The sequence below is a fragment of the Hahella sp. NS-SX17 genome, from assembly GCF_057367735.1.
Genome location: NZ_CM170632.1, coordinates 2,739,280 through 2,760,267 on the forward strand (window position 1 = coordinate 2,739,280; position 20,988 = coordinate 2,760,267).

A 20,988-nucleotide genomic window follows, 5' to 3' on the forward strand; every position below is an offset into this window, starting at 1 on the left:
GGGCGAATCATGTTAGCGCAATTAAAAGAGGACGTAAGAAGTGTCTTTCACCGGGACCCAGCGGCCAGAAACGCCTTTGAGGTGCTGACATGTTATCCCGGTTTGCACGCCTTGCTGGCGCATCGTATCAGCCACTGGCTATGGAGCAGAGGTTTAAAGTGGCTGGCGCGGTTCCTCTCTACCTTTAGTCGCTGGATGACGGGAATTGAAATACATCCGGGCGCTAAGATTGGCCGCCGTTTTTTTATAGATCACGGTATGGGGGTGGTGATTGGAGAAACTGCTGAAATTGGCGACGACGTCACTCTTTATCAGGGGGTGACTCTGGGGGGGACCAGTTGGAATGCAGGAAAACGTCATCCTACGCTGGGAAATGGCGTGGTCGTTGGCGCCGGCGCAAAGATCTTGGGGCCGTTTACAGTGGGAGATAATTCGAAAGTGGGTTCCAATGCGGTGGTCACTAAAGAGGTGCCGGCCAACGCGACAGTGGTGGGCATTCCAGGCCGCGTAATCGTGAAGAAGGAGGAGCCGGAGGCGGATCGGCGCAAGGCGATGGAAGAAAAAATGGGCTTTGACGCCTATGGGCTCAGTGAGGAGATGCCTGATCCCGTGGCCCGTTCTATTCGAGCTATGCTGGATCACATGCAGGCAGTCGATGACCGTTTGGAGTCAATGTGCAAATGTCTGCACAAACTGGACGTGGAGTATCGCAATGGCGACCTGCCGCCTTTAAAGAGCGAAGACTTTGAGTGCGTTCGCGAAGAAAAGTAGCTTGATGTGATGACCCATAATACTTGATCAGCTTACAGGGTCATTTCATAATGCCCTAAATTATTTAGGGGTTTAAACATGCGCTTGACCACCAAAGGCCGCTACGCGGTGACCGCCATGCTGGATCTGGCGTTGCATGGTGACGGCGGCCCTGTCAGTCTGGCGGATATCTCAGCGCGTCAGGGCATTTCACTTTCATATCTTGAACAATTGTTCGCCAAGTTGAGGCGTGGCAGGCTTGTGTCCAGCGTCAGAGGGCCTGGCGGCGGCTATAGACTGGCGCGTCCGCTTAATGAAACGGCTGTGGCGGAAATCATAGAGGCGGTCAACGAGTCCATCGATGCTACCCGATGTGGGCGTAAAGGTGACTGCCAGGGTGGTGAAATTTGTTTGACGCATCACTTATGGCAGGATCTTAGTGAGCGTATTCACGACTATCTTAGTGGCATCAGTCTTGCAGAGCTTGTCTCCAGTCGGGCGGTGCAGGAAATCGCTGAGAGACAGACTGAAAGAAAACGGGCGGGCGAGGCAGGTATTTCTTTGGTCGATATCGGCTGATCTGTTTTTCCCGTTTCATAGAAAAAGCAGGCGCGGGGAGCGCTGAAGCACTTGGATATGGATAATTGAAATAATGAAGAAACCTGTGTATCTCGATTACGCCGCTACCACGCCGGTGGACCCCAGAGTCGCTGAGGTGATGAGTGGTTGCCTGACGTTGGATGGCGTGTTCGCTAATCCTGCGTCTCGTTCGCACATATACGGCTGGCGTGCGGAGGAAGTGGTGGAAAAGGGGCGTCGTCAAGTGGCGGACCTCATTGGCGCTGACCCTCGGGAAATAGTATGGACTTCTGGCGCCACTGAAGCAGATAACCTTGCCATTAAAGGTGTTGCTGGTCGCTATGCTGACAAAGGACGACATATCATTACTAGCGCAATAGAGCACAAAGCTGTTCTTGATCCTTGCGCTTACCTTGAAAAACAGGGGTATGAAGTCACTTATCTGAAGCCTGAAAAGGATGGGGTGGTTAGTCCTCAGGCTGTCGAGGACGCCCTGCGCAAGGATACGATTCTTGTTTCGCTTATGCACGCCAACAATGAGTTAGGTAGCGTCACTGACATTCAAACGATTGGTGAAATATTGCGTGGACATCAGGCTTTTTTCCATGTGGATGCGGCGCAGTCGGTGGGCAAGCTGGCGGTTGATATGAAAACCATGCCTGTTGATCTGCTGTCATGTTGCGCGCATAAAATATATGGGCCTAAGGGAATTGGGGCGCTGTACGTGCGAAGGAATCCGTTTGTTGGTGTGGACGCACAGATTCATGGCGGCGGCCACGAGCGTGGAATGCGTTCCGGTACGCTCCCAACCCATCAAATTGCAGGCATGGGGGCGGCTTTCGAGTTGGCTGGCCTGAGTATGGCTGAAGAGGCGGGGCGGTTATCGGGTCTGCGTGACAAGCTGTGGGGAGCGCTGTCTGTTTTGCCGGATATTTATTTGAACGGCTCGGAAGTTAGCCGTTTACCAGGAACCTTGAATATCAGCTTCGGATATGTAGATGGCGAATCGCTATTGATGGCGATGCGTGACCTTGCTGTTTCAACCGGTTCGGCTTGTACATCCGCCTCGCTAGAACCCTCTTATGTCTTAAAGGGCATTGGCGTTTCAGATGAGCTGGCGCTTAGTTCCCTGCGTATTTCCATGGGACGCTATACTCAGGAGGAGGATGTCGACGTGGCGGCTGATGTGATAATTACGGCAGTCAATAAACTGCGGGAGTTATCGCCGGCATGGAAGGCGAAGTCTGGAAGTTAGTGTCGAGTTAACCAATGCGGAGGGCGTTTTTCTGGCTCTCGTTAACAAAAATTTAGTCTGTGTTTGGCGCACTGTTAGATGAGTTGCGTCAGACGTCCGCTGGAGCGATTTCCGTCCGCGCGACTCTCTCGCCGCGGGCTTCGTTTTCGTAATAGGCGCAGAGTGTAACTTTCCCTGGAACATGCGTATAATCGCCTGTTCAGAATATAAACCTAAAGTTGTTATAACCCTCATTTTGGAGAGCATATCGATGGCCGTAGAACGTACGCTGTCTATCATTAAGCCCGACGCAGTGGCGAAAAATGTAATCGGCGAAATTTATTCGCGTTTTGAGAAAGCCGGTCTGCGTATTGTGGCGGCAAAAATGCTGCATCTGTCACAAGAGCAAGCTGAAGGCTTTTATGCTGAGCACAAAGAACGTGGATTTTTCCCCGACCTGGTAGCTTTCATGACTTCTGGCCCTGTTGTCGTTCAGGCGCTGGAAGGCGAGAACGCTATTGCTCTGAATCGTCAACTGATGGGCGCAACCAATCCCAAAGAAGCTGAGCCAGGAACTATTCGCGCAGACTTCGCTTCTTCAATTGACGCAAACGCGGTTCACGGTTCTGACTCTGCGGCGTCTGCTGAGCGTGAAGTAGCTTATTTCTTCAGCGAGAACGAAATCTGCCCCCGCAGCTGATATTAAACTATCAGTCGAGGCAATTAATCGAGTGCAGCACTATCGCTGCACTCTTTTTAAGAGGTAAAGCATGTCAGGCGCCAACGCAAAAACTAACTTATTAGGAATGAATCGTTCCGACCTCGAATCTTTCTTCGAGTCGTTGGGAGAGAAAAAATTCCGCGCCACTCAGTTGATGAAGTGGATGTATCATCTTGGCGTGTCTGACTTTGACCTCATGACGAATATGAGTAAGGCGTTACGGGAAAAGCTGAAAGAAGTAGCTGAAGTTTCCGTGCCTGAAGTTATATATGAAGATATTTCCGCCGACGGCACCCGTAAATGGGTCATGCGTCTGGCCGGCGGCAACAGCATTGAAACTGTTTATATTCCAGATAATGGACGAGGCACACTGTGTGTTTCCTCGCAGATAGGTTGTTCTCTGGACTGCAGTTTTTGTTCAACTGGAAAGCAAGGGTTCAATCGTAATCTCAGTTCCGCTGAGATTATCGGCCAACTGTGGATCGCGGCCAGATCGTTTGGCGATTATGATTTATCCAAAGAGCGTTACGTTACAAATATTGTTTTTATGGGGATGGGCGAACCCTTACTGAATTTCGACAATGTCGTGCGCGCCTGCAATGTCATGATGGACGATTTTGGCTTCGGTATTTCCAAGCGTCGTCTGACTGTCAGCACCTCTGGACTTGTTCCCGCCCTTGATAAGCTGGGCGATGTGACGGATGTCTCCCTCGCAATTTCTCTGCATGCGCCGAATAATCCTTTGCGCGATGTATTGGTTCCAGTAAATAAAAAATATCCGATAGAGGATCTGTTGGCGGCTTGTCATCGCTATTTGAATAAACTCTCCGATAAGCGCCGCATTACTGTGGAATACACCTTGATTGCCGGCGTAAATGACAGCGAAGCGCATGCACGCGAGTTGCGCGACCTATTGCGCGATTTGCCGTGCAAAATTAATCTGATCCCCTTTAATCCATTCCCTAACAGCGGCTATGAGCGCCCGTCGCGAAATGCGACGCTGAAGTTTCAAAAGGTGCTCAGTGATGCAGGCTATGTCGCCACTGTCCGCACGACAAGAGGGGATGATATTGATGCGGCATGCGGTCAGTTGGTGGGGCGCGTTGAAGATAGGACGCGGAGAAGCCAGAAGTATATTCCTTTACAGAATATTAATACTCCCACTGACGGTCGCCCATCTATTTAGTAATTGTACTAGTGGCGCTAATCTTTAGATTCATAAATAAAACAAGGCCGTTTCTCAAATTGAAAGCAACGCTGACATTGATAACTAAGTTGAGAAAGATGGAAAACCTCAAGCGCACTATTAAAACTATAGTATTGGCGGTGGTGTTAGGAGGCCTGCATGCAGGATGCGTTACGACTGTTACTGGGCCCTATACTAACAAGGCTTCCGAAGATAAGGCTGTTCAACAATATGTTCAACTGGGTTTAGCTTACTACCAACAAGGCGACTTGGAAAACGCCTTGCTGAAGTTACAGCGGGCGCTACAGATCAAGCCAGATAACGCTGAAGCTCAGGCTGCTCTAGGTTTGGTGTACCAACGACAAGAAGAATTATTATTGGCGGAAAAGCAATTTAAGTCTGCACTTCGTTCTGATCCTGGTTTTACACGTGGACGCACCTACTATGCGGCCTATTTGTATGAGCAGGGCCGCTACAGGGAGGCTGTGGAACAGCTTGATAAAGCGTCTAGCGATGTTAACTACGAGAGCAGGGCCCAGATTTTTAGCAATATTGGATTGATTCGGTTACGTCTGGCTGAGTCTGAGCAGGCAATAAAGGCGTATGAAAAGTCGCTGACATTAAAGCATGGCCAGCCTACTGTAGTGCTGGCTTTAGCTTCCTTGTATTACGATAAAAACGAATTAACGAAAGCAAATAAATTTTACAGCGCATACTGGGAAACAGTGCGCAGAGGAGGGGCTGCGCATTCGCCCTCCAGCTTGGCGTTGGGAATAAAAATCGCCAGGGAGAAGAAGGACTTGAATGAGGAAGCCTCTTTGATGTTGTTACTGAAGAACTTGTTTCCCAACTCCGCTGAATATAAATCGATGAAAGGAAGTAGTTGATATGTCGTCCGAGGCCGCATCCAACCCCGCCGCTAATGATCGACCGGGCAGCCGATTGCGTCAGGCCCGGGAGAAGTTGGGCTGGAGCATCCCGGAAACAGCCGAACGGCTGCATGTTATTCCCCGCTATGTGAAAGCTATCGAAGATGGCGAGCATAACCAGTTGCCTGGGTTGGTATTCCTGAAAGGTTATGTCAGGGCCTACGCTCGCTTGGTCAATCTGTCTGAAGACAGGGTGATTGAAGAGCTGGAGCAGGAGCTCTCTCTAGAGGATGGTGGATTTACCGAGGAGCGACCAGCTTCGTCGCCCTCTTTTGAGGAGAAGCCTAAAAGTGGTGGAGGGCTGTGGTTGATATTGTTGGCTCTGGCGTTAGCGGCGGGCCTCGTTTATTTCTTGCTGTCAGGGCGCGAGCTGGCTCCAGAAGAGAAATCTGAAGCGACTATTCAGGGAAGTTTGAGTGAAGAGGCTGTATCCGCGCAGCCCAATCTAGATGAAAGTGAGCCGCTTGCTCCAGTCGTTGAGCAAGAGCAACTTGCGACTGAATCAGACCCGCTTATATTGGATGGCGCCGGCCGCGAAGAAGATGATCAAGAACCGTCCCCAGAAGACTTTTTGCAGCCAGAAGATAGTAGTCCCTCAGACCTTGTTGAAACTGCGCCCCCTATTGCAGTGGTTGATGCGCCCTCATCAGTAGAGCCTGAGACCGCAACAGAGCCTGAGGCGGTTTCTCAAACAGCTATAGGAAAAGTGGCTGTGCGGGCGACATTCATAGGGGATTGCTGGTTTGATTTGAGAGACAAGAGCAACAATCGTGTTGTTGGCTTATACCGTCAAGGCGATGTGGTTGATTTTCAAGGGGAGTACCCTTTGCGTTTTATTATTGGCGCAGTGGATGCCGTGAAGCTGGAGGTTAATGGTAAGCCTCTGGATTTCGGACAGTACCGCGTGCGCAACAATCGTGTTGAAATGACCTTGGAACGTTGAGGTTCTGTTCTTATGCATTTTGAGTCACCGATAAAAAGGCGACGTTCGCGCCAGATTATGGTCGGCGCTGTGCCGGTTGGTGGAGATGCGCCTATCGCAGTACAGTCAATGACGAACACTGAAACCTGCGATGTAAATGCCACCGTAGCGCAAATTGAAAAGTTGCAGCAGGCCGGGGCTGATATTGTCAGGGTTTCGGTTCCGTCTATGGAGGCGGCGGAGGCTTTCGCCGCCATCAAGCAAAGAGTCACCTTGCCGTTGGTGGCGGACATACATTTTGATTATAAGATTGCTCTTCGCGTCGCAGAAGTTGGCGTGGATTGTCTTCGTATCAATCCTGGCAATATAGGGCGTGAGGACCGCGTTAAGGCGGTTATCAGCGCCGCCAGAGACAAAGGTATTCCTATTCGAATTGGCGTCAACGCAGGGTCATTAGAGAAAGAGTTGCAGAAAAAATACGGCGAGCCCACACCAGAGGCGCTGGTTGAATCTGCGATGCGACACATAGATATACTTGATCGTCATGACTTTCAGAATTTTAAGGTGAGTTTGAAAGCGTCTGATGTTTTTATGACGGTTGCAGCCTATCGCCAAATTGCAAACCAGATTGAGCAGCCGCTTCATCTTGGTATCACCGAAGCGGGAGGGTTTCGCTCTGGAGCGGTCAAGTCCGCTATTGGGTTAGGTATGCTTTTAATGGATGGCATAGGCGACACGATTCGGGTGTCATTGGCGGCGGACCCGGTGGAGGAAATCCGGGTGGGGTACGATATCCTCAAAAGTCTTAAGCTACGCTCCAAAGGAATTAACTTCATAGCTTGTCCCAGCTGCTCCAGGCAGAATTTTGACGTGATCAAGACCATGAACGAGCTTGAGCGTCGTCTGGAGGATATCAATACCCCATTGGACGTGGCCGTTATCGGTTGTGTGGTGAATGGGCCGGGCGAAGCGAAAGAAGCAGATATAGGTTTAACCGGAGGCTCGCCGTCGAACCTGATTTATGTCGGCGGCAAACCAGATCATAAGTTGAATAATGATGAACTGGTTGAGCGTTTTGAGACATTGATCCGCAATAAAGCGGCGGCCAAGCAGGAAGAGCTGGATGCGTTGATCGCAAAAGGTTAAATCTCGGCGGATAGTTTGGGGCGGTAGTTAGAACGACAACTAAGCCAGCGACACAAGTTTGCACATTGCCGGAGCGCTAATATCCGGCGATCAGGAATCAATTAAGTTAGAGGTAATACTTTGGCGCGTATTCAGGCAATCCGGGGCATGAACGATGTGCTGCCGGATCAAACGCCAGTCTGGCGTTATCTGGAAGACACCGCACGTTGCTTGTTTGAGCAATATGGCATTGAAGAAATCAGAATGCCCATTGTGGAGCAGACAGACTTATTTAAACGCTCCATCGGTGAAGTGACGGATATCGTCGAAAAAGAGATGTATACCTTTGAGGATCGCAACGGCGACAGCCTGACCTTACGTCCTGAAGGGACCGCCGGGTGCGTGCGTGCTGGTGAAGAGCATGGTTTGCTGTTCAACCAGACTCGTCGCCTCTGGTATAGCGGCCCCATGTTCCGTCATGAAAGGCCGCAAAAAGGCCGTTATCGTCAGTTTCACCAGATTGGGGTGGAGTGTTTTGGCTTTAACGGCCCGGATATTGATGCGGAGCTGATTATCATGACTGCGCGCTTATGGAAGAAGCTTGGGCTTTCTGAACATGTCCAGCTGCATATTAATTCCATCGGCAGTGCTGACGCGAGGGCGAAGTACCGGCAGGCCTTGGTTGATTACTTGGGGCAATACGAGGACCAACTGGACGAGGACAGTCGCCGCAGACTTTCCAGCAACCCGCTGCGGATACTGGATAGTAAAGACGTCAGGACTCAGGAAATTCTCCTTAACGCTCCGTTGTTCAATGACTTTTTAGATGCTGAGTCGGCACAGCACTTTTCCGGGCTCAGGGCGTTTCTCGATAAAGCCGGATTGAGTTATACCGTGAACCCGAAGCTGGTTCGCGGGTTGGATTATTATGGTAAGACCGTTTTTGAATGGATTACTGACTCTTTAGGCGCGCAAGGCACTGTCTGCGCCGGCGGCCGTTATGATGGGCTGGTTGCGCAGCTGGGCGGTAAAGGAACCCCAGGGGTAGGATTCGCTATGGGTGTCGAGCGCTTGGTGTTGATGCTTGAGACTCTGGGTTTGATTCCAGCCAGTTTACAGGACCGTGCAGACTTCTTTATCGCCGCGCTTGGCGAGCAGGCGGAAGCTTATGCTTTTGATGTGGCGGAACAGCTGAGGGATCTGCAGCATAATATCCGAGTCGTGATGAATTGCGGTGGGGGGAGTTTTAAAGCTCAGATGAAGAAGGCTGATAAAAGCTCGGCGGCGTTTGCGTTGCTGTTGGGGGAGAACGAAGTCAGCCAGCGGGAAGTGACGGTTAAACCTCTGCGTACCGATCAGGCGCAAAAAACGTTGTCGCTGGAGGAGTTTATCCAGCGCGCGCCGCAAATGATTTAATAACAGTTATTGATGCTTATTGTTGAGGAGAAAACAAGTGGATTCATTGCGCACAGAAGAAGAACAAATCGCCGCCATTAAAAATTGGTGGAAGGAAAACGGCAATGCGCTTTTGATTGGTATCGGCTTGGCTTTGGCTGCAATTTTTGGCTGGAAGGCCTATCAGCAGAACGAACTGCAAAAGAAAGAAGAGGCGTCTCAGATGTATCAGGAGCTGGTGCAAGCCGCTGGCGCTGCGCAAATGGCTGATGACGAAAAGGCTCAGGCTAACATTACTTTTCTAGCCACAGAACTGCAGTCCAAGTTTCCGGGTACTACCTACGCACTCTATGCAAAGCTGTTTGAAGCTCAGCAAGCGGTAGAGAAGAAAGACTTTGCGGGGGCTGAAACAGTATTGAAAGCGGCGGCTTCAGAAACTGAAGACGAGGCGCTGAAGCGCGTAGTATCTTTGCGTTTGGCGCGTGTATTGGCGGCGCAACAGAAGTTTGACGATGCGCTGGCGGCCCTGAAGGTTCAGAAGGGGGATGCGTTTTACTCTCATTTTCAAGAGCTCGCCGGGGACATTCTGAAGATGAAAGGAAGCCGCGCGGAAGCTAAAGCAGCCTATGAGCAGGCACTGGCTGATGCGAAAGAACACGAGTTGCCGACTGAGCTGCTGCAGATTAAGTTGAACGATTTGGCGGACGTATAAATTTATCATGAAGTTCCGAACTCAATGGCGCCCGTTAGGGGCGCTTTTTTTCGTTATGGCAGGGTTACTGAGCGGGTGTGGAAGTGACGATGTGCGCCCTGATCCTGCTGAGCTGAAATCTTTCACTCCAGAAGTGGAATTGAAGCGCTTATGGTCCCGCTCCATCGGGGATGGACAGGATGACCAGTTTTTGAAGTTCGCGCCTTTTGTTGTTGATGACAAGATATACGCCAACGACATTGAAGGTGAAATTTACGCGATTGACCTGGAGAGCGGTAAGCGCCTTTGGGACGTTGACCTTGACGAGCCTTTGGTTGGAGGCGTGGGTGGGGATTATCGCAGGCTTTATGTCGCCACACTGGATGGTGAGCTGGTCGCGTTGGACAGAGAGAGCGGCGAAGTTCTGTGGCGCTCGCCCACATCCAGTGAGGTGCTGGCCCCTGCTGTATCTGGCTCGGGCAAAGCCATTGTACAGACTCTGGACGGTAAGTTGGCGGCGTATGATGTAGAAGATGGCAAGAAGCTTTGGGAATTCGCCAGTAATGAACCCGCCTTAACCCTGCGCGGCTCCTCCAAGCCAGTGCTGTTACAGGATGGGGTAATATCCGGTTTGGCTAATGGATCGGTTGTCGCCGTCAGCGTCAATGATGGTCAGCTATACTGGGAGCAACGCGTGGCGACGCCGAAAGGCCGTACGGAGCTGGAGCGTCTGGTGGATGTAGACGGAGATGTCTTAGTTCAGGACGGGGCGTTGTTTGCCGTTTCATATCAGGGGCAATTGGCGCGATTGAGCCCGATGAACGGCAAAGAAGAGTGGTCCATGCCTATGTCCAGCTATGTGACGCCGGGAATTGGATTCACCAATATTTATATTTCCACGACTGAAGGAGATGTGGTCGCTGTAGACAGAAACAGCAAGAAGGAAGTCTGGAGACAGACTGATTTGTCCTACCGTGAATTGTCTTCTCCCGTAGTGTGGGGTAACTATCTGGCGGTAGGCGACTTGGAAGGCTATGTGCACATATTGTCCCAAGTGGACGGCCGCATGATGGCGAGAATTCATCCTGCTGGCGATCCCATTCATGCCGCCCCGCTGATTTATGGTAATCATCTGATTATTTTGGGCAGCGACGGCGACTTGAGCGTTTGGGATATTAAGTAATTTTGACGCGCAGCTGTTTCCAGTTGCGCTTCTTGTATATGTTGTAACCGTTTTATTTAGAGATATCCGCGATCATGAAACCGGTAATCGCCCTCGTGGGGCGGCCAAATGTTGGCAAGTCCACGCTGTTTAATCGCATGACCCGCAGCCGTGACGCTATCGTCGCTAACTTGCCGGGCCTGACCCGTGACCGTAAATACGGCGAAGGCGAGTTGGAAGGCAAACACTATATTGTCGTTGACACCGGAGGGATTACCGGCGAAGAGCAGGGCATCGACGCGGCCATGGCGGGGCAGTCATTCACCGCCATGAATGAGGCGGACGTCGTGTTGTTTGTCGTGGACGCGCAAGCGGGCATGACTCCCGCAGACGAAATGATCGCCAAGGAGCTGCGCGTGCGCGGGAAGCCCGCCATTCTGGTGGTGAACAAGGTGGATGGCATGCAGCCGGAAGTGGCTGCTGCGGACTTTTTCGCGCTTGGCTTTCAGGAGTACATGTATACCGCGGCTGCGCATAACCGCGGCGTTCGTTCTTTGTTGGAAAGGGCGCTGGAGCCGTTTCCGGAACAAGAGCCGCAGGAAAGCGATGAAGAATCCGGCATTCGCATTGGCATCATTGGGCGCCCCAACGTTGGTAAGTCGACACTGGTGAACCGTTTGCTGGGTGAAGACCGAGTCGTGGTGTTCGACCAGCCCGGTACGACCCGGGATTCTGTCTACATTCCCTACGAGCGGCTTGGTGAGCGTTACACCCTGATTGATACGGCAGGCGTACGGCGACGTAAAAACGTCAGCGAAGCCGTGGAGAAGTTCTCCATCGTGAAGACGCTGCAGGCGATCAAAGATGCGCATGTGGTTGTGCTGGTGTTAGACGCTCGTGAAGGCATTGTAGACCAGGATTTGCATTTGCTTGGTTTCGCTATTGAAGCTGGACGCGCACTGGTTCTGGCGATCAATAAGTGGGACGGCATGTCACAGGACGACAAGGATGACGTGCGTCGCGAAATCGATCGGCGCATGGGGTTTGTGGAATATGCGCAGATTCACTTTATTTCCGCGCTGCACGGCACTGGCGTTGGGCATTTGTATGAATCCGTGCATGAGTGTTTTGATAGCGCCATGGCGAAGTGGTCCACGAATCAGTTGACGACATTGCTGGAGGATGCGGTTTCCCAACACCAGCCGCCAATGGTTAACGGGCGTCGCATCAAGTTGCGTTATGCGCACCAGGGAGGCTCGAACCCGCCGTTGATTATCGTGCATGGCAACCAGACCGACGCGCTGCCTAACAGCTACAAACGCTTTCTTGAGAACACGTTCCGTAAGGTGTTAAAAGTGGTCGGCACGCCGATTCGCTTCGAGTTTCGTAGTGGCGAAAACCCCTTTGCTGGCAGAAAGAATAAGCTTTCGCCGCGACAGCAGAAGAAAAAAGTGCGCTTGATGAAGCACGTCAAGAAGCTTAAGCATAAGCAGAAACGCAAGAAATCTCGTTAACAGAGCCTGTTGCGTAAAAACGCCGCCGGGACCCCGGCGGCGATATCTTCAGCTTTCCAGCACTTCCGTATTCTGGGTCGCTTGCACCGCAGTTAACGCGATGGTGTAGACAATGTCTTCCACCAGGGCGCCGCGAGACAGATCATTCACCGGTTTTTTCAAACCTTGCAGCATTGGGCCCATGCTGATCACATTAGCGCTACGCTGCACTGCCTTGTAGGTGGTGTTGCCAGTATTCAGATCAGGGAACACAAACACTGTCGCCTTTCCGGCCACTTTGCTATTGGGCGCTTTGGTTTTCGCCACATCTTCGATGGCGGCGGCGTCATACTGCAATGGTCCATCCAGCAGTAAGTCTGGGCGCTTCTCATGGGCGAGTTTGGTCGCCGCCCGCACCTTGTCTACATCGCTGCCAGCGCCGGAGTCGCCAGTGCTGTAGCTCAGCATCGCCACACGGGGCTCGATCCCGAAGAGAACTGCAGAATCCGCGCACTGGAGCGCAATGTCTGCGAGCTCTTCTGCATCCGGGTCCGGGTTGATGGCGCAATCGCCATATACCAACACTTGCTCCGGCAGGCACATGAAGAAAACCGAGGAAACTATGCGACACCCCTTGCGAGCCTTGATAAGTTGCAGGGCGGGACGCACGGTGTTGGCCGTAGTATGCACGGCGCCAGACACCAGTCCGTCCACTTCGCCAAGCGCCAGCATCATGGTGGCGAGTACGACATTGTCTTCTAACTGCGCTTCAGCCATTTGCGGCGTCAGTCCTTTGTGCTTCCGCAGCTCCACCATGGGAGAAACATACTTTTCCCTGACTTGATCCGGTTCGATGATTTGAATAGCTTCGGGTAACTGCACGCCCTGCGCCTCCGCCACCGCAAGTATCTCCTGCCGTTTTCCCACCAGAATACATTTTGCAAAGCCACGCTCATGGCAGATAGTGGCGGCCTGTATGGTTCGCGGCTCGTTCCCTTCGGGCAGGATAATGGTTTTATTGGCTTCCTTGGCTCGTTTCGATAGCTGATAGCGGAATGCGGCGGGCGACATACGGGGTTTACGCGGCAGGCTCACCGATTGCTTGAGCCACTCTGGATCAATATGGCCGGACACGCTGGCGATGACTGACTCAATGCGCTCCATATCGTCCAACGGTACTTCGGTGTCCATGCGCGATACCATGCTCGCAGTGACATAGGTATCTTTGCGGGTGCTCAGAACCGGGAGGCCGGTATCCAGTGCGGGCTGGCATAGCTTCAATGTGCGAGGGTCCGGCTTTAGCCCACCAGTCAACAGCAATCCAGCCAGGGGGACGCCAGTCAGGGCGGCGGCGCAACTGGTGACAAATATGTCTTCGCGATCTCCTGGCGTGATGATCAATGCGCCAGGCTTCAGGCGACTGACCATATTGGGAATGGTGCGGGCGCATACAGTGGTGTGAAGCACTCTACGATACGCGGACTTGCCTTCGTTCAAATACTCCGCTTCCAGTTCCTCGACAATGTCTGAGGTTCTGGGCGCTACCAGATCCGCGCGCCAGGGGATACTGGCGATCAGTCGGAAATGAGATTGGCGGAACACCTTACACTCTTTTGCATAATCATGCTTTTCAGTCTGGGGGGCGTCTGCGTTCGTATCGTCGCTGAAGGGCGGTTCATCGCCATGAGGCGCGTGCACTTTGTTGAGCACACAGCCGACCACATCAGGGTCTGAAGGGTCTGCAAACAGCCGGGCGGCGAGGGACAAGTGATCATCCAGCTCCTGAGGCGGCATGCCGTCAGGGGCGGCGACCAGGATGACTTCTGCGTCCAGATTTCGCGCCACTTCAACATTCAGACGGGCGGAATAATCGTCACCGGGGGGAGGCGCTACGCCTTCCACTATGATGACATCAGCTTCCGTATCCACTTTATGGAACAGACCGATGGCCTGCTCCATCAGCAGGGGCGTTTGCTGCTGGCTCATCAGGTTGTGCGCATGACGCAGGGACATGGGGTCGGGGACAGATAGGCCCATTTTCTCCCGGGTGAATACGATTGAGCGGTCCATTTCATGGTGGTTATCGCGAGGCTGTGCGAACGGTTTGAAGAATGCTACGCGCAAACCGACACTGTCATAGGCCCTGAGCAAGCCAAGGCAGACGGAGGTCAGGCCGACTGCGACTGAGGCGGGGGCGATAAAGAGAACTTTGGCCACGATGATTCCTCTTGGTTAGGGCGATGAGAACAAAATAGCGTAGGAGGACGCCAGCTACGATTACTTGCGGCGCCTAATCAACGCCAGGGTGTCCCGGGCGATAAGAAGTTCCTCGTTGGTGGGGACGACCATGATAGTTAGCGAGTCATCCTTGGAAATGCGTCCGTGGCGCTCCCTGCCGTGCAGGCGGTTGGCCTCTTCGTCCAGGTGTACGCCCAGAGGCCTGAGCCAGCCGCATACCTTTGCGCGCACTGGCGCGGCGTTTTCGCCGATGCCTCCAGTAAAGATGACGGCGTCGAGCGGCGCCGTCGATAAATAATACCCGGCGATCGTTTTCGCCAGTCGGTAGCAGAAAATCTCTATGGCGAGGGACGCCTGATGGTGGCCCTCTTCGTGGAGACGCAACAGCTCTCGCATATCATTGCTGGACTCTGAAACGCCAAGCAGTCCGCTTTCTTTGTTGAGCAACTGCGACAACTGATCTGGGGCGTAGTCGAGCGTTTGCGTCAGATGTAGAACCAGACCAGGGTCGAGATCGCCGCAGCGGGAGCCCATCACTAAGCCCTCCAGGGGCGTTAAGCCCATGCTGGTGTCCACCGATACGCCGCCTTTAATAGCGGTGGCGCTGCACCCATTGCCTAGGTGGGCGCTGATGAAGTTACAGTCACGTAATGGTTTGCCCAGTAAGTTGGCGGCGCGGTCCGCGACAAAACGGTGGCTGGAGCCGTGAAAGCCATATCGCCGGAGCCCGTGCTTACGGTAAAGGCTGTAAGGCAATGCGTAGGTGTAAGCATAGTCCGGCAGGGTCTGATGGAATGCCGTATCAAATACCGCCACTTGCTGTAAACCCGGGTACTTTTCTGCAATTGCTTTAATGCCCAGCAGGTTTACAGGATTATGCAATGGCGCAAGCTTGGCGCATTGTTCAATTTTGGCGATCACCTGGTTATTAATGATGGCGGAGTCGCGGAAACTTTCACCGCCATGCACCACTCTATGTCCCACGCCGGTCAGGTCTTCGGGACTGACGCCATGATCGCTCATGCGTTCAAACAACTGATCGATGACGCGGGCATGGTCTGCGTTTGGGCAGGGCTGATGATGATCTTCCTGGAGCCGCCAGCGCAGCCGAAAGTTGGCCTCGTTGGAGCCCAGGCGTTCAGCGAGGCCAGTGAGTAGAGGAGCGTCTTGCTCGGGATCGATAATGGCGAACTTGAGTGAGGAACTTCCACTGTTCAACACCAGAATAAGGTTTCCTGTCATGCCTGCCTTGGATGCTTGGTTTCCGGTGACTAATAAGCCGGGGTAATGATGCGCCCCTCAAGTATGGCTCATGATGACGACTGGCGCCGGTGAGCGCAAGGGCGTTTAAGTGGCGTAAGCGCGTCGATTTTCCGATATCCAATTGCAGAAGTCGGTTTCCGCCACGGGACGATTGTAATAATAGCCCTGCGCGTAATCGCAACCTTTGGAGCGCAGGAATTGCATTTGCGCCACATCTTCTACGCCTTCTCCGATGACTTTGAGCCCCAGGCTATGCGCCATGGTGATGATCGCCGTCACCAGCGCGGCGTCTTCCGCCTCAGTGTTTACGTCCTTGACGAAGGAGCGGTCGATTTTAAGCGAATCGAATGGGTAGCTCTTCAGGTAACTGAGCGCTGAGTAGCCGGTGCCGAAGTCGTCAACGGACAGCTTAACCCCCATGGCGTCCAACTTGTGCAGTATTTCAAAAGTCTCGATGGAGTCATCCAGCAATAACCTTTCCGTGATCTCCAGCTCCAGATATTCGCCAGCCAAACCGTTGACCTCCAGCGCTTTCTGCACGGTATCGATGAACTTGACGTCGCGGAATTGGCGTGGCGACACGTTTACGGCGATCGTCAGCTTCAAGCCGGTGTCTTCATGCCACTTCTTGACGTCGCGGCAGGCTGTATGCAGCACCCATTCGCCGATGGAGGTAATTAAGCCGGTCTCCTCCGCCAATGGTATGAACTTGTCCGGCGCCACCAACCCCAGCAAGGGATTGTCCCAACGAATCAACGCTTCTGCGCCAACCAATTGTCCGCTGGCGGTTTCTACGATGGGCTGGTAGTAAAGCAGTAACTCATCCTGCTCAATCGCTTTGCGCAGTTGCGTCTCCAGCTTGAGACGCTCCCTGGACTGCTGGTTGAGATCTGGCGTAAAACGGTGGTAAGCGCTCTTGCCCTTGTGTTTGGCCTGATACATGGCCGCATCGGCCTGCTGCAGCAGCGTACTGGAGTTTTCGCTGTCTGTTGGGTAAATGGCGATGCCGATGCTGGTGCTGACGAATATTTCCTGGTTATTGAGCAGGAAAGGGGAGGAGAATGCCTGCAGAATGCGAGCGGCGACCAGCTCGGAATCTTCTGGCGACTCCAGCGACGGAAGAATAATCAGAAACTCGTCGCCTCCGAGACGGGCCACGGTGCTGTTGCCGCGTAGAGAAGAGGCGATGCGGCGCGAGGCCTCGATCAGCAAGGTGTCGCCGTTATCATGGCCGAGCGTGTCGTTGATATGCTTGAAGTTATCCAGGTCCAGGAACATAAGCCCAACTTGGGACTTGTCTCTGCGCGATTGCGCCAGCGCCAGCTTGAGGCGATCCAGCGCCAGCATGCGGTTTGGCAGCCCGGTTAACAAGTCGTAATTGGCTTGACGCAGCAACTGTTGCTCGTAACGCTTCCGGACGCTGATGTCCTCGCCCAGAATTAGGTACTGGGATGACTCGCCATCGGTGTCGCGGATGGGGGTGATCACCACCTGTTCCCAGAATTTTTCACCGCCATGGCGAGTGCTGTGCATTTCCCCCTGCCACATGCCGGCGCGCTCCACCTGTATCTCAATGTTGTGCCAGAGCTGTTCATTTTGAGACTCGTCTGGACTGATGTGCGTCAGAGTTTTTGGATGCTTGCCAATAATCGAGTTCAAGTTGTGCCCGGTCAGCTGGCTGAACTTCTGGTTGGCGTAGGTGATTTTCCAGCGCTTGTCGCAGATCAGCACAGAGGAGGGGCTTTGCTCAATGGCCAGCGATAGCTTGCGAATTTCCGCTGCGTCCAGTTTTTGCTTCTCAATGTCGTTGAGAAGGGTCAGGCGCATTTCATTGATGGCGTCCGTAACACGCTGCAGTTCATCCGGCGGCTGCCCGCTCCTGTGTGTGCGGTCCAGGGCTAAGGGCGTATCCAATTGATGGATATTGAGTCCCCGTGCGTAGTTCGCCATTTTCGACAGGTGGCGAGTCACTAGATATTGGAATATCCATAAAATCAGCACGGAAATGAAAAACGTCTTGAACGCCTGGGTGGTCATGATGACGAAGATGCGCTGCCGTAGTTGCCGATAAATGTCGTCCAGACTGGCGGTGATAGTCAGCTCTCCCAGTTCGTATAGATCATCGGAGGAATGCTGCAGCTTGATTTTATGCTTGATGGTTGGAATCCGCGGCGGGATCTCGCCCATCTCAATTTCCGAGTCTGGATAAATCTGCAGGTGAAGATGCACGATATCGGGCAGGTTCAATATGCCCTGCATTTGCACGCGCAGCAATTTCTGGTCGAGTGACCACAGGCTGCGCGCCAGAGATGACTGGTAACTGGTTTCGATCAGATTCATGCGCTGATCGACCAACGAAACGTCTTTCCGATAGTCCGCATACACCTGGATGCCTGTGGCGAACAGTGTAAACAGGGAGCTACATACCAGGATGTAGCCCAACATGCGAAAAGAAAGCGGAGAGGTCTCGCGAAAATTCCAGACTTTGCGAAACAGGTTACTCATTATTCGCGGGTGCTCTTTTTTTCTTTCATGTAGGTAAAAAAGCAGCTCAAAGTCTTTTCATGGCGCAACAGACCGGCAGCATTGGAATATATTAAACATTATAAACTTAGCCCAGCTTTCCACCTCACGCAAAGCGTCAAACAAGGCAAAATCGGATTATTGGTCCAGGTTGTAATTGTCCTGTTCAAAATATAACCACTTTGTGCAATACTTAGGAACGGAGGTGCGTTCTATGGTTGATAATACTGTAAACAGCTTGGCGACCGGTTCCTTGCAGCAACTTGATGCAGGGCGGACGCGAGAACGTGAGCAAAATCGTCAGAATGTCGATAATGCGCAAACCCAGGCTCGGGAGACGCCCGCCGTGGAGGTGGAGCTTTCTCAAGAGGGCCGGGAATTGAGTCTGGCCAACAGTCAGCAGGTTAACGCTGCGACTGAGTTGGAGCGGACTCAGGGCGCCGCCGAAAACGCCGCTTCGTCGGAAGCTTTGGCGGAAACGGAGGAGGATCAATCACCGCCTCCCCGGGAAAGCGCAGCGCAGACCACCCGACAATTTGATCGGACTGCTAACGAGGCGTTGGGCACCGTTATCGATATCCGATCCTGATGAGCGCCTGCTGACGCGGAGCCACATTGCGGATAACTCGCCGCCGCTTAGTCGATTCGGAACAGGCGGCGGGCGTTTTCTGCAGTATATTCGCGCACGTCTTCTTCCGCCTCTCCACGATATAACGCCACTATACGAATCACTTCACGCACAAACCATGGGAAATTGGTGTTATTGCGTGGGCGCGGTTTAATACTTCTTGGCATAAGAAAGGGGCTGTCAGTTTCCACCAGAAGTCTGTCGCGGGGAATCTCTTTCACCAGGTTTACCAGGTCGCCAGCTCTGCGTTCGTCGCATATCCAGCCCGTTACGCCAATGTGTAATCCCAGGTCGAGATAGCCAAAGAGCGCCTCTCGGGTCCCTGTGAAGCAATGGGTGACGCCATGTTCGAAATAATTCCGGTGCGCTTTGAGTATTTCCATTTGTCGCGAATATGCGTCTCTTTCGTGGAGGTAAAGCGGTTTCTGGATATCGCGATTCAATTCAAGCTGAGCCATGAACGCCCATTCCTGATCTTCGGGAGTGGAAAAATTGCGATTAAAGTCCAGCCCCATCTCACCCATGGCGACTACATGAGGTTGCTGAAGCAGGGACTTCAGGGTTTGCAGGCCCTCTTGATTTAAAGTCTTGGCGTCGTGAGGGTGTACGCCTGCGGTGGCGAAGACATAACCTGGGTGCTCTTCGGCGATCTTTGCTGAGGCGAGACTTTCTTTGACACTGGTTCCAATGGCGACCATTCCATGAACCCCATGGTCACGGCTGTCGTCCAGCAATTGCTGTAACTTTCCTTTATAGCGGCCATTGGTCAGGTTGACGCCGATATCAAACATGTTAATGAAGTCCTTCAACTGAAAGCGTCCATATTAAGCGCCGAAGGAGTATTTTTCCATGTGTGAAAATGGAATAGGGCGGGAGGTGTTCAGGAACGGAAGACAGATTGCTCGTTGGCCCACAGGATCGCCTGCCGATAGGAGCCGCTGATTTCTCCGCCGGTGAGATTCATCTTTTCCAGCAGGTTCCAATGGATAATGTCCAGCTTACAGCGTTCGTATTGTAAAGTGGTGTGTAACGCCAATCCTGGCTTACCTTTCATCTTGACCAGCGCGTCACTCACTCTCTCGGAGAGAGGGAGCTTGTTGAGAATCTCTTCCATCGGCATGTCGAAAAAGGCCTCCAGACAGGAAAACAGACCGACAGTAAAGTAAAGGTCTGCGGCTTTGGGCTCCATGGTCTGGGCGATCAGTTCGCACATGCGGGCGCGGATCAATGCGATGGTGATCAGCGCTTTGGGTTTATCTTCTATATTGGAGAGCGCCAGCAGCGTCGCCCAGGATTTAATACGGCTGATGCCCAGCAACATAACCGCCATATGAATGGACTCTATCGTTCGCGGACGTCGATAGGCGGCTGAATTAACCAGTTGCAGCAGTTTGACGCTGAGAGAAGGATCGCTGGTGATGGTTTTGATGATCTGATCTATGGATAGTGCCGGGTTTTGCACTTTGGCGATCAACTCCATCACCGCCATACGGTTATGAGCCAGTTTACGCCCTGTGACGATTTCCGGTTTGCTGAAAAAGTAGCCCTGGAAGAGGTCGCATCCCAGGTCCCGGCAGTATTCGAACTCCTCATGAGTTTCCACTTTTTCCGCCAGCAGGGTGATATTCAACCCTTTCAGATGAGTTACCGTCTGCTCCAGTCTTTCCTTGGGTATAGCGGGGATTTCAAGCTTAACGATAGAAACGTAGGGCAACAGGTCATCATATTTCGTGCCCGGAATATAGTCGTCCAGGGCAAGGGTGAAGCCGTTTTTGCCGAGGCGAATGATCGCCGCAACGATCTCATCGGTCAGTTCTATGGTCTCAAGTATTTCAATTACCAGGACTTCTTTAGAGAAAGGCGGTGGCTGTAACAGCAGTGTTTCTGTGAAATTCACAAACGCTTTCGATCCGCCGGTTACCTCTTCAATAGAGGTTTCCGTAAAGGCATTGAGCAAAACCTGAGAAGTGGCGGCGTTGCCGTCGAACTGTGCAGGCTGTTCGTTTGAGCGAAACAACAGCTCATAACCTACTATCTCTTTTGTGGCGTTAACAATCGGCTGGCGCGCCAGAAGAATCTGCTCAGCGGTCATTCATCGCTCCCAAAGCGGGTACGTCAGAAAATGGGAAACCTACTTGAAGTGTAGACT

At 52.6% G+C, this 20,988-nt stretch carries 18 protein-coding genes; 13 read left to right on the plus strand and 5 right to left on the minus strand.

Annotation, left to right across the window (positions count from 1 at the left end; genetic code table 11):
* The first annotated feature begins 9 nt into the window (after window positions 1-9).
* The 12 genes from cysE to der all read left to right on the plus strand — a co-directional run bounded on the left by cysE (window position 10) and on the right by der (window position 12,208).
* Entirely contained in the window at window positions 10-771 is a 762-nt protein-coding gene (gene cysE / locus AC2IBB_RS12415) for a serine O-acetyltransferase (RefSeq protein WP_486333158.1), read from the plus strand.
* Between the two features lie 78 nt (window positions 772-849).
* Window positions 850-1,329, plus strand: a complete 480-nt coding sequence (iscR, locus tag AC2IBB_RS12420; RefSeq protein ID WP_486333159.1) for a Fe-S cluster assembly transcriptional regulator IscR — start codon at window positions 850-852, stop codon at window positions 1,327-1,329.
* A gap of 73 nt (window positions 1,330-1,402) precedes the next feature.
* Window positions 1,403-2,584 carry an IscS subfamily cysteine desulfurase gene (locus AC2IBB_RS12425; RefSeq protein WP_486333160.1) on the plus strand — a complete coding sequence of 394 codons (1,182 nt, stop codon included), beginning with the start codon at window positions 1,403-1,405 and terminating at the stop codon, window positions 2,582-2,584.
* Window positions 2,585-2,834: 250 nt separating this feature from the next.
* The gene (gene ndk, locus AC2IBB_RS12430) at window positions 2,835-3,263 is read left to right on the plus strand and encodes a nucleoside-diphosphate kinase (RefSeq protein ID WP_011398231.1); all 429 of its coding nucleotides are present in this window, start codon (window positions 2,835-2,837) and stop codon (window positions 3,261-3,263) included.
* A gap of 70 nt (window positions 3,264-3,333) precedes the next feature.
* Entirely contained in the window at window positions 3,334-4,470 is a 1,137-nt protein-coding gene (rlmN, locus tag AC2IBB_RS12435) for a dual-specificity RNA methyltransferase RlmN (protein WP_486333161.1), read from the plus strand.
* Window positions 4,471-4,568: 98 nt separating this feature from the next.
* Window positions 4,569-5,357, plus strand: a complete 789-nt coding sequence (gene pilW, locus AC2IBB_RS12440; RefSeq protein ID WP_486333162.1) for a type IV pilus biogenesis/stability protein PilW — start codon at window positions 4,569-4,571, stop codon at window positions 5,355-5,357.
* 1 nt (window position 5,358) lies between these two features.
* Window positions 5,359-6,342 carry a RodZ domain-containing protein gene (locus tag AC2IBB_RS12445; RefSeq protein WP_486333163.1) on the plus strand — a complete coding sequence of 328 codons (984 nt, stop codon included), beginning with the start codon at window positions 5,359-5,361 and terminating at the stop codon, window positions 6,340-6,342.
* 12 nt (window positions 6,343-6,354) lie between these two features.
* Window positions 6,355-7,467 (plus strand): flavodoxin-dependent (E)-4-hydroxy-3-methylbut-2-enyl-diphosphate synthase, encoded by a 1,113-nt coding sequence (gene ispG / locus AC2IBB_RS12450; RefSeq protein WP_486333164.1) that lies wholly within the window; start codon window positions 6,355-6,357, stop codon window positions 7,465-7,467.
* 147 nt (window positions 7,468-7,614) lie between these two features.
* The gene (gene hisS / locus AC2IBB_RS12455; protein WP_486333165.1) at window positions 7,615-8,862 is read left to right on the plus strand and encodes a histidine--tRNA ligase; all 1,248 of its coding nucleotides are present in this window, start codon (window positions 7,615-7,617) and stop codon (window positions 8,860-8,862) included.
* 37 nt (window positions 8,863-8,899) lie between these two features.
* Complete coding sequence (locus AC2IBB_RS12460) at window positions 8,900-9,553, plus strand: YfgM family protein (RefSeq protein ID WP_486333166.1); 654 nt, start codon at window positions 8,900-8,902, stop codon at window positions 9,551-9,553.
* Between the two features lie 55 nt (window positions 9,554-9,608).
* On the plus strand, window positions 9,609-10,715 hold the full coding sequence (gene bamB, locus AC2IBB_RS12465) for an outer membrane protein assembly factor BamB (RefSeq protein WP_486333167.1): 1,107 nt from the start codon (window positions 9,609-9,611) through the stop codon (window positions 10,713-10,715).
* Window positions 10,716-10,789: 74 nt separating this feature from the next.
* Window positions 10,790-12,208: a ribosome biogenesis GTPase Der gene (der, locus tag AC2IBB_RS12470; protein WP_486333168.1), complete on the plus strand. Its 1,419-nt coding sequence runs from the start codon at window positions 10,790-10,792 to the stop codon at window positions 12,206-12,208.
* 48 nt (window positions 12,209-12,256) lie between these two features.
* Here the strand turns inward: der and pta are convergent, their stop codons facing one another.
* From pta to AC2IBB_RS12485, 3 genes are all read right to left on the minus strand, one after another.
* Window positions 12,257-14,404, minus strand: a complete 2,148-nt coding sequence (gene pta, locus AC2IBB_RS12475) for a phosphate acetyltransferase (RefSeq protein ID WP_486333169.1) — start codon at window positions 14,402-14,404, stop codon at window positions 12,257-12,259.
* A 60-nt stretch (window positions 14,405-14,464) separates the two neighbouring features.
* Window positions 14,465-15,667 carry an acetate/propionate family kinase gene (locus tag AC2IBB_RS12480; RefSeq protein ID WP_486333170.1) on the minus strand — a complete coding sequence of 401 codons (1,203 nt, stop codon included), beginning with the start codon at window positions 15,665-15,667 and terminating at the stop codon, window positions 14,465-14,467.
* A 105-nt stretch (window positions 15,668-15,772) separates the two neighbouring features.
* The gene (locus tag AC2IBB_RS12485; protein ID WP_486333171.1) at window positions 15,773-18,193 is read right to left on the minus strand and encodes a bifunctional diguanylate cyclase/phosphodiesterase; all 2,421 of its coding nucleotides are present in this window, start codon (window positions 18,191-18,193) and stop codon (window positions 15,773-15,775) included.
* A 232-nt stretch (window positions 18,194-18,425) separates the two neighbouring features.
* Between AC2IBB_RS12485 and AC2IBB_RS12490 the strand changes: the two genes are divergently transcribed.
* Window positions 18,426-18,800: a hypothetical protein gene (locus AC2IBB_RS12490; RefSeq protein WP_486333172.1), complete on the plus strand. Its 375-nt coding sequence runs from the start codon at window positions 18,426-18,428 to the stop codon at window positions 18,798-18,800.
* Between the two features lie 47 nt (window positions 18,801-18,847).
* On the opposite strand, the gene AC2IBB_RS12495 is transcribed toward AC2IBB_RS12490, so the two are convergent.
* Window positions 18,848-19,630 carry a TatD family hydrolase gene (locus AC2IBB_RS12495; protein WP_486333173.1) on the minus strand — a complete coding sequence of 261 codons (783 nt, stop codon included), beginning with the start codon at window positions 19,628-19,630 and terminating at the stop codon, window positions 18,848-18,850.
* An 89-nt stretch (window positions 19,631-19,719) separates the two neighbouring features.
* Window positions 19,720-20,931, minus strand: a complete 1,212-nt coding sequence (locus AC2IBB_RS12500; RefSeq protein WP_486333174.1) for an EAL and HDOD domain-containing protein — start codon at window positions 20,929-20,931, stop codon at window positions 19,720-19,722.
* Window positions 20,932-20,988: the final 57 nt, after the last annotated feature.

Coding starts and splice junctions, on each gene's coding strand:
- AC2IBB_RS12495 (WP_486333173.1), bottom strand. CDS start 19,630: ATGTTTGATATCGGCGTCAACCTGACCAATGGCCGCTATAAAGGAAAG.
- bamB (WP_486333167.1), top strand. CDS start 9,609: ATGGCAGGGTTACTGAGCGGGTGTGGAAGTGACGATGTGCGCCCTGAT.
- AC2IBB_RS12445 (WP_486333163.1), top strand. CDS start 5,359: ATGTCGTCCGAGGCCGCATCCAACCCCGCCGCTAATGATCGACCGGGC.
- ndk (WP_011398231.1), top strand. CDS start 2,835: ATGGCCGTAGAACGTACGCTGTCTATCATTAAGCCCGACGCAGTGGCG.
- rlmN (WP_486333161.1), top strand. CDS start 3,334: ATGTCAGGCGCCAACGCAAAAACTAACTTATTAGGAATGAATCGTTCC.
- AC2IBB_RS12500 (WP_486333174.1), bottom strand. CDS start 20,931: ATGACCGCTGAGCAGATTCTTCTGGCGCGCCAGCCGATTGTTAACGCC.
- ispG (WP_486333164.1), top strand. CDS start 6,355: ATGCATTTTGAGTCACCGATAAAAAGGCGACGTTCGCGCCAGATTATG.
- AC2IBB_RS12480 (WP_486333170.1), bottom strand. CDS start 15,667: ATGACAGGAAACCTTATTCTGGTGTTGAACAGTGGAAGTTCCTCACTC.
- der (WP_486333168.1), top strand. CDS start 10,790: ATGAAACCGGTAATCGCCCTCGTGGGGCGGCCAAATGTTGGCAAGTCC.
- AC2IBB_RS12425 (WP_486333160.1), top strand. CDS start 1,403: ATGAAGAAACCTGTGTATCTCGATTACGCCGCTACCACGCCGGTGGAC.
- pilW (WP_486333162.1), top strand. CDS start 4,569: ATGGAAAACCTCAAGCGCACTATTAAAACTATAGTATTGGCGGTGGTG.
- cysE (WP_486333158.1), top strand. CDS start 10: ATGTTAGCGCAATTAAAAGAGGACGTAAGAAGTGTCTTTCACCGGGAC.
- AC2IBB_RS12485 (WP_486333171.1), bottom strand. CDS start 18,193: ATGAGTAACCTGTTTCGCAAAGTCTGGAATTTTCGCGAGACCTCTCCG.
- AC2IBB_RS12490 (WP_486333172.1), top strand. CDS start 18,426: ATGGTTGATAATACTGTAAACAGCTTGGCGACCGGTTCCTTGCAGCAA.
- hisS (WP_486333165.1), top strand. CDS start 7,615: ATGAACGATGTGCTGCCGGATCAAACGCCAGTCTGGCGTTATCTGGAA.
- iscR (WP_486333159.1), top strand. CDS start 850: ATGCGCTTGACCACCAAAGGCCGCTACGCGGTGACCGCCATGCTGGAT.